Raw genomic sequence first — 9286 nt, forward strand, 5'->3', positions numbered from 1 at the left:
GGGTGGGAGGGTGGCCAGGAGGGTGTGCAGGGCGGTGCCGAGGTCTGCGGTGAGGGCGGCTTCTTCGGCGGTGCGCAGGGTGTGGCCGATCCAGGGGAGGGGGTCGTCGGCGTCGCAGGCTTCGGTGAACAGGGTGGTGAGCAGCGGCGCGGGGTCGAAGGCGTCGTCCTGGAGGCCGGGGGCGGCCAGGGTGAGGACCGCGGCCACCAGCTGGTGGCGCAGCGCGGGGAGGGCGGGGCCGCGGTCGGTCACCGGGGGAGCGTACCGGCAGGGGTGGGGAGGCTAGGCGTAGGGGGCGAGTTGGGGGTCGAGGGGGGCGTCGGCCAGGCGGTTGGCGAAGGTGGAGAGGGTGTAGGCGCCGATGCCGAGGACGATCTCGAGGGCGTTGCGCGAGGTGAAGCCGTGGGCGAGGAAGGCGGCGAGGTCGGGTTCGGGGACGGCGCCGGTGTGGTCGAGGACGGCGTGGACGAAGGTGCGGACGGCCTCCAACCGGGCGTCGGGCAGGGGCTGTTGGGTGCGCAGGGCGGTGATCAGGTCGGGGGCGGCGGCGAGTCGGGTGAGGGTGGCGGTGTGCATGGCGATGCAGACGTGGCAGCCGTTGCGGGTGGCGAGGGTCAGGACGACGGTTTCGCGGACCAGCGGGTCGAGTTCGGTGGAGTCGAAGAGGACGGTCAACTTCAGGAAGCCGTCGAGGAGTTGGGGCGCGTGGGCGAGGCGGGCGGCGGCGGCGGGCAGGTAGCCGAGGTTGCGGGTGATCTGTTCGAGTTGGCGGCGGGCGGCCGGCGGGGCGGTCTCGGGGGTGAGCTCGGGGAAGTGGGCGCCGGTGGTGGGAGTGGTGGGGGTGGTGGGAGTGGAGACGGGCATGAGGGGGCCTTTCGGGGGTGCGGAGGCGTGCCGGGGTGGCCGGGAGGCGGGCCCCGGCTGCGCGTCCTAGAATGGACAACGTGGTTGACCAAAACGTAAACCAGGTTGTCGATCCGCGCAACGAGGAACCGGGCGTTCCGGCTCGGGAGGGCTTCGAGCTGCCGTTGCTGCTGTTCGCCGGATTCCGCACGATCATCGACGAGTTGCACGCCGACCTGGCCCGGCAGGGGCATCCGGACGCGCGGCCCGCGCACGGGTTCGCGCTGCAGGCGATCGGGGTCGGCGGGGCCACGGCGAGCGAGCTCGGGCGGCGGCTGGGGGTGTCCAAGCAGGCGGCAGGGAAGACCGTGGACCGGCTGGAGGCGCTCGGGTACGCGGAGCGGGTGGACGATCCGCAGGACGCGCGGCGCAAGCTCGTCCGGCTGACGCCCCGCGGGCTGGACGTGCTGGCCAGGTCGGCGGCGGGGTTCGACGAGATCCGGGCGCGCTGGGCGGCCGCGCTCGGGGAGCGGCGCCTGCGCGAACTGGAGGACGGGCTTGCGCAGGTGGTGGGCCCGTCCGGGTTCCGGCTGGACGCGGCGGGCTGGTTCAGCGGTTGAGGGGAGGGCGGCGGGGGTGTCAGCGCGGGACGGCCGGGGTACGGCGAGGGACGGGACCACGGAACACCAGGGGGAACGGATGCTCGCCGAATCGTTGATCGCCCTCGCCGGGGCAGGGGGGACGGCACTGGTCGGGGCGATGGCCACCGACGCCTGGCAGACCGTCAGGGCCGGTGCCGCCGGGCTGTTCAGGCGCGGCGGGGCGGAGCGGCAGCGCGCGATCGCCGACCGGCTGGACCACGACGCCGAGCTGGTCGCCCGGGCCGCGGAGCCCGAGCGGGTGCGGCAGGGCCTCGCCCCGGCCTGGCAGGTCGAGTGGGAGGCGCTGCTGACCGAGCACCCCGAGCTGGCGGAGGAGCTCCAGGGCTTCGTGGAGCGGACGGTGGCGGCGCTGCCCCGGGTCGAGCAGAACTGGACGCAGAACGTGACGGCGCACGGCCACGGCCGGGCCTACGGCGCGCTCGGCGGGAACGTGGTGGTGCACGAGGCGGCGCAGTCCGGCGCGTCCGGCGCGCAGCCCGGCCCGCCCGCGCCCGGCGGGCCCGACGCGCCCGGCGGGTCCGGGGGGTCCGGGGAGGCGGCCGAGGGGCCGCGGTGACGCCGCGGGGGCCCGAGCCGGGGCCGCCCGGCGGCGGCGGGCGGCTGGAGCAGCGGGTCGTCGCGCAGGCCGGTTTCGCCTACGGGGCGATCGGCGCGGACATCCACGTCTTCGGCGACGGCACGCCCGTCTACGTGCTGGAGAACTGGCGTCCCGGGGAGGGCGCGGACGACGCCTGGCTGGCCGAGCTGCCGAGCCGGATGCTCAACGCCCGCTGGGAGGTGGTCGGTTTCACCGGCCGGACGGAGGAGCTGGCCGCGCTCCGGGCCTGGTGCGGCTCCGGCCCCCGGCTGGCGGTCCGCTGGCTGCACGGGCCCGGCGGGCAGGGCAAGACCCGGCTGGCGGCCCGGCTGGCCCGGGAGCGGGCCGCCGAGGGCTGGAAGGTCGTCACCGCGACCGAGGGCCCGGGCTCGGTGCTGCCGCCGCCCGGCAGCCAGGACCTGCGGACGGACGGGGCGCCGGGCCTGCTGCTGCTCGTCGACTACGCCGACCGGTGGCCGCTCTCCCACCTGACCTGGCTGCTCAGCAACGCCCTGCTGCACGATCCGGCCGTGCCCGCGCGGGTCCTGATGATCGCCCGCGACACCGGCCCCTGGCCCGCCGTCCGGGCCGCGCTGGCCGACCACCGGGCGGGCACCTCGGCGCAGGAGCTGGCCGCGCTCGGCGACGGCGAGGACCCGGCCGGGCGGCGGGCGCAGATGTTCACCGCGGCCCGGGACGGCTTCGCCGCGCGGTACGGGACGGCGCCCCCCGGCCGGCTGACGGCGCCGCCGTGGCTGGACGGGCCGGAGTTCGGCCTGACCCTGGCCGTCCACATGGCGGCCCTGGTCGCCGTCGACGCCCACCTGACCGGGCGGCGCAGCCCGACGGACGCCGCCGGGCTGACCCTCTACCTGCTGGACCGCGAGCACCTGCACTGGGCGCGGCGGCACGGCGACGGCACCCACCGGCTGGCCGGCCGGGGCACCCGCGAACCGCCGTGGACCACCCCGCCGGAGGTGATGAACCGGGTGGTGTTCACCGCCGCGCTGACCGGCCCGCTGCCGCCGCCGACCGGCGCGCAGGCGCTCGACCGGCTCGACCTCGGGCTGCCCGCGCACCGCCTGCTCGCCGACCACGCGAGCTGCTACCCGCCCGCGGACCCGGCCCGGGCCACCGTCCTCGAACCGCTCCAACCCGACCGCCTGGCCGAGGACTTCGCCGCCCTGACGCTGCCCGGGCACCGGGCCGACTACCCGGCCCGGGAGTGGGCGCCGGGCACCGTCACCGCGCTCACCGACGGCCCGCCGCACCCCGGCTGGAGCAGGCGCACCCTGCTGCTGCTGGCTGCGGCCGCCGAGCGCTGGCCGCACGTCGCCGACGGGCACCTGTTCCCGCTGCTGCGCGAGCGGCCCGAGCTCGCCGTCGCCGCGGGCAGCCCCGTGCTGAGCGCCCTGGCCGCGCTGCCCGGCGCCCCGTTCGAGCTGCTGGAGGCCGTGGAGGCCCGGCTGCCCCCGTACGAGCGCACCGACCTGGCGCCCGGCGCCGCCGACCTGGCCCGCGTCCTGGCGGACCACCGGCTGGCCCGCACCAGGGACCCGGCGCAGCGGGCGGCCGTCCACGCCCGGCTCGCCAACGCCCTGGTCGCGGCCGGTCGCTACCGCGAGAACCTGGACGCGCTGGTCACCGCGGTCGAGCTGTACCGGCCGCTGGCGCAGGCCGATCCGCGGACCTTCGAGCAGCCGCTGGCCTTCGTGCTGTCCAACCTGGCCAACCGGCTCGGCCGGTACGGCGAGCGGTGGAGGTCCCTGCCGCTGGCCCGGGAGGCGGTCGACACCGGCCGCCGGATCGGCCTGATGGGGCCGGCCGGCGACGGGCTGGGCGGCGCCGCGCTGCTGGTCAACCTCGCCAGCCAACTGCGCGGGGCCGGGCGGACGGCGGAAGCCCTGGAGGTCGAGCACGAGGCGCTGGAGATCTTCTGGCGGGCGTCCTGGATCAAGTCGTCCGAGGAGGAGGCCCGCGCCCACCTGCCGGTCTGCCTGGTCAACCTCGCGATGCTCCTGCCGCCCGCCTACTTCCGGGGCGAGGCGGTCCTGGCGGCGCTCGAACAGGCGGTCGCCCTGGACCGCGGCCTCGCGGCGGACGACCCGCCCCGGTACGGAGCCTCCCTCGCCTACGCCCTGACCCTGCTGGCCGGACGGCTCGTCAGCCACTACCAGAGCGCCGAGGCGATCGCCCGGGCCGCGCCGGACAGCCCCGGCCTGCACCGGCCCGTCGCGGCCGGCTGGCGGCAGCGCGCGGTCGCCCTCGCCCGGGAGGCGGTGGACATCGACCGGCGCCTGGTGCCGGACAACCCCGCCGTCCTGCGGCCCCAACTGGCGGACGGGCTGGAGGTCCTGCACCTGGCCCTCGCCGCCGCCGGGCAGCCGGAGGAGGCCGCCGCCGCCCTGGCGGAGAGCACCGCACTGCGGGCGCGCCACGCCCCACCGGCGGCCGAAGCCGAATCCGCGCGTCCGGCCGGGCCCGTCCGGCCGCCGCCCCCGGAGGGCCACCACCGGTGGATGCTGGCGGCCACCCGGGCCGGGGTCACCCTGTACGCGTACCTGGCGAGCGTCGACCCGGAGACCCACCGCCCGGGGCTGGCCGAGGCCCTGGAGTACGTCACCGCCGTCCCGTCGTTCGACCGCGACGGCATCCCCGACCGGGAGGCCGCCCTCCCGCTGTGGGAGGACCTGGTGGACGCCGACCCGCCGACCTACGGGCCCCGCTACGCCCACGCGCTCGCCGTGCTCTCCTCGCTGCAGAGGACGGCGGGGCTGTCCGCGGAGGCCGGGCGGACCGAGGCGGAGCGGGCCCGGGTGGAGGCCCTGGTCGCCGCCGCCGAGGAGGAGCGGCAGCGCCGCCGCCTGGCCCCGCGCCTCCCGTGGGGGACGGCCGAGGAGATCGACGCCGAGGCGCGGCGGCTCACCGCGGCCGGGGATGACGCCGGGCTGTGGGCGCTCGCCCTGGCCGTCCCGGTCGCCGACGGCGCCCGGATCGCCCGCGCGCTCACCGCCCGGTGGCAGCTGCCGGAGCCCGCCGCCCGGGCGCTGGCCGAACGCCTCGCCGCGGCGGACCCGCCGACCCGCACCGCCCGCCGGTCGGCGGAGGCGGCGCACCGGGAACTGCCCGTGTCCGGCGCCACCGAGGACGGGCTCGGCTTCGCCCACGGCCGACCCGTGCTCGCGGTCCACGGCCTCCAGAAGAACGGAAGTTGGGCACTCAGGACGCTCGACCTGGGCACCGGCCGACTGAAGGTGGTCAACCGGGAGGGCCCGAACACGTGGCGCTCGCAGGGCTGCCTCGGCCCGGGCCGGATCGTCGCCCTCCGGGAACTCCCGGAGCCGCCGCACGCCCGGCTCGTCCTGCTCGACGGCCGCTCCGCCCTGGAACTCGCCTCGGGCAACGCCCTGAAGAGCGCCCGGGTGGCCGCCACCGCGGACGGCTACGTGGTGGGGCTGGCGCTGATGCGCGCCGTCCTGGTCGGGACGGGCGGCGATCCCCCGGTCGCCGTCGACCTCGGCGGCACCGGGCTGTGGCGCTGCGACCGCCTCGCCGTCGACCCGACCGGCACCCGGATCGCCCTCACCGACGGCCGCCGGACGGTCCTCGTCGACCTGCCCGACGGGCGGGTGGTCGCCGCGGCAGACACCGAGGGCGCCGTCGAAGCCGTCTTCCTCGCCCCCGACCGGCTGGTCACCGCCGGGGTGAACGGCGGCCTGTGCCGCTGGGAGGCGCACGACGGGCGGCTGCGGCGGACCGCCGCCGCGGACACGCCGCTCCTGCGGCCCCTGTTCGCGGTGCCCGGCTGGCGGGTGGTCGGCGGCTGGGCGCTCGGCCGCCCGCACTTCCACGACACCGAGACGCTCGACCCCGTCCCCGAACCGCCCGCGACCGCCGCCCTGCTGGACGTCACCACGGCCTGGCAGAGCTCCGCCGACGGCCGGTACGTCGCCCACGGCGGCTCGCCGCCCCCGTCCGGACCGCAGCACGGCTCCCGCACCCTGCTGCACGACCTCCACCACCCCGCGGCCTGGCTGGCCCGCCCCGCGGCCGCCGTCACCCGCGCCGACCTGCCGGTGCTGGCGGCGCTCGCCGAACGCGCCGAGCGCAGGCACCGGCCGCTGCTGGCGCTGCTGCACGACCTCGCCGCGCACCGCCTCGCCGAGGACTGACCGGGGCGGCGGGCGGTGGGCGGCGGGCGGTGGGCGGGGCGCGGGCTACTTGCCGTTCTGGTCGGGGTCGGCGGCGAAGGTGATCACGCCGAGGTAGCCGTCGCCGTCCTCGGTGACCTTCAGCAGCATGGACGGCCGGTAGATGCTGTCGCCGTCGTTGAAGGTGTCGCGGCCGGTGTGCGTGCTGTACGGCGCCTTGGCGAACACCGCGGTGTTCAGCGCCTCGTCCATCATCACCTGGGTGGTGAGGGTGCGTTCGTCGTCGATGTGCACCATCGCGTGGACGTGCACGGTGCGGCCCGAGTACCAGCCCGGCCAGACGGTGGTGAACTCGACGACGCCGTCCTGGTCGGTGACCTGGGCGCCGCGCAGGTAGCGCTTGTCGTCCTGCGGGGTCAGGTCGGCCGTGCCGTCGTTCGCGCCGCCGCCCGGGCCGCCGGACGGCGGGGTGCCACCGGGGCCGCCGGACGGCGGGGCGCCGGTCGGGGCGCCCGACGGGGGAGTGCCGCCGCCGGGGCCGCCGCCCGTGCCACCGCCGCCGCCGGTGGACAGCTGCTCGGCGCCCGAGTACGTGCCGGACGCGTCGCAGTGCCAGATCTCCACCACCGCGTTCGGGACGGCCCGGCAGGTCTCGCTGTCCTGCACCCGGACGGCCAGCCGCAGCCGCACGCCCTCGCGGTCCTCGCGGATGTCGCTGCGGATCTTGTCGGCGTCGAAGTAGTACGGGCCCTGGGTGGTCTGCGCGGTCAGCGTGCAGGTGTTGGCGTCCGCGAACAGGCCGGTCAGGTCCTCGGTGGCGGACGCCTGCGGGGAGATCGAGGCGTCCGCGCCCGTCGTGGTCCTCGCACTGGTCGCGCCGCCGGAGCCGGAGCCGCCGCCGGAGCCCGAGCAGGCGGCCAGCAGCGCGCCGAGGCCGATGCTGCTGATGCCCGCCAGGGCGCGCCGACGGCTGACCCGCCGTCCCTCGTCGTGGTCGTGGTCGTGGTCGTGCGCGGGGTGCTGCTGCTCGGCTGCCATGGGTTTCCCGTCCCTTTCCGATCCCTTTGCCGTTGCGCGCAGCGTAGGAACGGCAGATGAGCGCGGCCTTGGGAACGGATGAGAGCAGCGGTGCCCGGCGTCAGCGGGCGGCGCGGCGCTCGGCCTCCGCCTCGTCCTCGGCCTCCGCCTGCTCCAGGGTCGGCGCGCTGCCGCCCAGGTGCGCGGGCAGCCACCACTCGTCGTCCGGCCCGGACGGCTTGGCCGGGTACTCGCGCTGCGCCCGGTCCAGCATCTCGGTCATCGCGGCGCGCAGCCGGCGGGTCACCATGACGGGCTTGTCGGTCGGGGCGAGGTGGATCGGCTCGCCGATCATGATGGTCACCGGGACGTGGCGCTTGGTCAGCGTCTTCGGGTGGCCCTTGGTCCACAACTGCTGGGTGCCCCACAGGATCACCGGCAACAGCGGGGTGCCCGAGTCCGCGGCCATCCGGGCCGCGCCGGTCTTGAACTTCTTCAGCGTGAACGAACGGCTGATCGTGGCCTCCGGGAACACCCCGACCACCTCGCCCTCGCGCAGCGCCTTCACCGCCGCCTCGTACGCGGGCTGGCCGTCGGTGCGGTCCACCGGGATGTGCTTCATGCCGCGCATCAGCGGGCCGGACACCTTGTGCCGGAACACGTCGTCCTTGGCCATGAAGCGGGTCTTGCGGCGGGCCACCCGGTACGCGCCGAAGCCCGCGAAGATGAAGTCCAGGTAGCTGATGTGGTTGCTGACCAGGACGGCGCCGCCGGTGGCGGGGACGTGCTCGGCGCCGACGATGGAGATCCTCAGGTCCAGCGCCTTGAAGGCGGCCAGTGCGGTGCGGATCACCGGCGGGTACACGAACTCAGCCACGGTCAGCCCTACTTCCCACGGGCCAAGCGCCCGGTCCGGCGGTACCCGGGCCGTGGTGGCTGGCCGAGGGGTCGCGGCACGCCGCGGCGGCCACGGGTGTTTCCCCCCGATGATCCCCCGAAGGGGCACGGTCTGTCACGCCCGCGAGGGGACGGGGAGGCGACCCTCACACCGGGAACCCTCCGGCGGGACGGGGCCTTTGCGGGGGCGGGGGCCCGGACGCGCTCGAGGAGCAGGCGGAACGCGCAGCCCGGGCGGTGGTCGGAGGCGGCGCTCAGCAGGGCGGCCGCCGGGGCCGGGACGGGTTTGTCACACTGGGCGGGTGACCGGGCCGGTGGCGTGTCCGGCGGTGCCGGCCGCGGTCGGCGGGTGCGGTGCGCGAGGCGCGGGACGGGAGGCGGCGGGTGCGGGACGGCGGCGGTGCGGTGCGGTTGTCGGCGGCGGAGCTGGGGGCGCCGCTGGGGGAGCGGGCGACGCTGGTGCAGTTCTCGACCTCGTTCTGCCAGCCGTGCCGGGCGACCCGGCGGACGCTGGCGGAGGTGGCGGGGATGGTCGCGGGCGTCGCGCACGTGGAGGTGGACGCCGAGTCGCAGCTGGAGCTGGTGCGGCGGCTGGAGGTGCTGCGGACGCCGACCGTGCTGGTGCTGGACGCGTCCGGCCGGGTGGTGCGGCGGGCGGCGGGGCAGCCGCGGAGGGCGGACGTGATCGCGGCGCTGGGCGAGGCCGTCTGAGCCGGTCCCGGGGCTGGTCGCGGGCCCCGTCGTGGTGGGCGCGCGCGTTCAATCTCACAGCGGATCTGGTGCGGAGTCAGGTGGCAGCCGGGTCGGGCTGGGGCAGGATGGGCCGGAGGCGGCTGCGTGGTGTCGGGCCGGGGTCGCGGGCAGCGTAAGCTACTGGCGAGTAGTGACGGCTGGACTACTCGTGGGTATGCTGCCGGGGAGCCCCGGAGGGGCACCTCCGCGCGCCGCTCGGGCCGCGGGCCCCGTGCGTGGGCCGAGGATCGCTCGGGACGCGCGGACAGCCGCCGCAGCCGCCGGATCGGACCAGTAACAGGAGAGCAGGCCGTGAGCTTGAGGATCGTTGTCTGTGTGAAGTACGTGCCCGACGCGACCGGTGACCGTCGCTTCGCGGACGATGCCACCACCGACCGGGAGGGCGT

The 9286-nt window shown here is 76.9% G+C and carries 7 protein-coding genes and 2 pseudogenes; 5 read left to right on the top strand and 4 right to left on the bottom strand.

Translation table 11 applies throughout. The features are described from left to right. A pseudogene (locus OO57_RS36475) lies at positions 1–252 on the bottom strand (hypothetical protein); the annotation flags it as partial. Between the two features lie 30 nt (positions 253–282). Further along, positions 283–864 carry a carboxymuconolactone decarboxylase family protein gene (locus OO57_RS36480; protein WP_033257117.1) on the bottom strand — a complete coding sequence of 194 codons (582 nt, stop codon included), beginning with the start codon at positions 862–864 and terminating at the stop codon, positions 283–285. Between the two features lie 71 nt (positions 865–935). Here OO57_RS36480 and OO57_RS36485 point away from each other — a divergent pair, with 71 nt between their 5' ends. The 3 genes from OO57_RS36485 to OO57_RS40160 all read left to right on the top strand — a co-directional run bounded on the left by OO57_RS36485 (position 936) and on the right by OO57_RS40160 (position 6254). Then, positions 936–1463, top strand: coding sequence for a MarR family winged helix-turn-helix transcriptional regulator (locus tag OO57_RS36485; RefSeq protein WP_033257120.1), 528 nt, complete (start codon positions 936–938; stop codon positions 1461–1463). 79 nt (positions 1464–1542) lie between these two features. Then, a complete protein-coding gene (locus OO57_RS40155; RefSeq protein ID WP_051778709.1) occupies positions 1543–2061 on the top strand; it encodes a hypothetical protein in 519 nt (172 codons plus the stop codon). After that, positions 2058–6254, top strand: a complete 4197-nt coding sequence (locus tag OO57_RS40160) for a hypothetical protein (RefSeq protein ID WP_051778710.1) — start codon at positions 2058–2060, stop codon at positions 6252–6254. The genes OO57_RS40155 and OO57_RS40160 overlap by 4 nt, the downstream gene beginning before the upstream one ends. Positions 6255–6299: 45 nt before the next feature. On the opposite strand, the gene OO57_RS36500 is transcribed toward OO57_RS40160, so the two are convergent. Then, the gene (locus OO57_RS36500) at positions 6300–7271 is read right to left on the bottom strand and encodes a protocatechuate dioxygenase (protein ID WP_033257121.1); all 972 of its coding nucleotides are present in this window, start codon (positions 7269–7271) and stop codon (positions 6300–6302) included. A 100-nt stretch (positions 7272–7371) separates the two neighbouring features. Next, positions 7372–8127 (bottom strand): lysophospholipid acyltransferase family protein, encoded by a 756-nt coding sequence (locus OO57_RS36505; RefSeq protein WP_033257123.1) that lies wholly within the window; start codon positions 8125–8127, stop codon positions 7372–7374. A 374-nt stretch (positions 8128–8501) separates the two neighbouring features. Here OO57_RS36505 and OO57_RS36510 point away from each other — a divergent pair, with 374 nt between their 5' ends. Together OO57_RS36510 and OO57_RS43280 are read left to right on the top strand one after the other, a co-directional pair. After that, positions 8502–8858, top strand: a complete 357-nt coding sequence (locus OO57_RS36510; protein WP_033257125.1) for a TlpA family protein disulfide reductase — start codon at positions 8502–8504, stop codon at positions 8856–8858. 333 nt (positions 8859–9191) lie between these two features. Next, positions 9192–9286 (top strand): annotated as a pseudogene (locus OO57_RS43280) (electron transfer flavoprotein subunit beta); the annotation flags it as partial.

Source organism: Kitasatospora phosalacinea, assembly GCF_000717185.1.
Classification (GTDB): Bacteria; Actinomycetota; Actinomycetes; order Streptomycetales; family Streptomycetaceae; genus Kitasatospora; species Kitasatospora phosalacinea_A.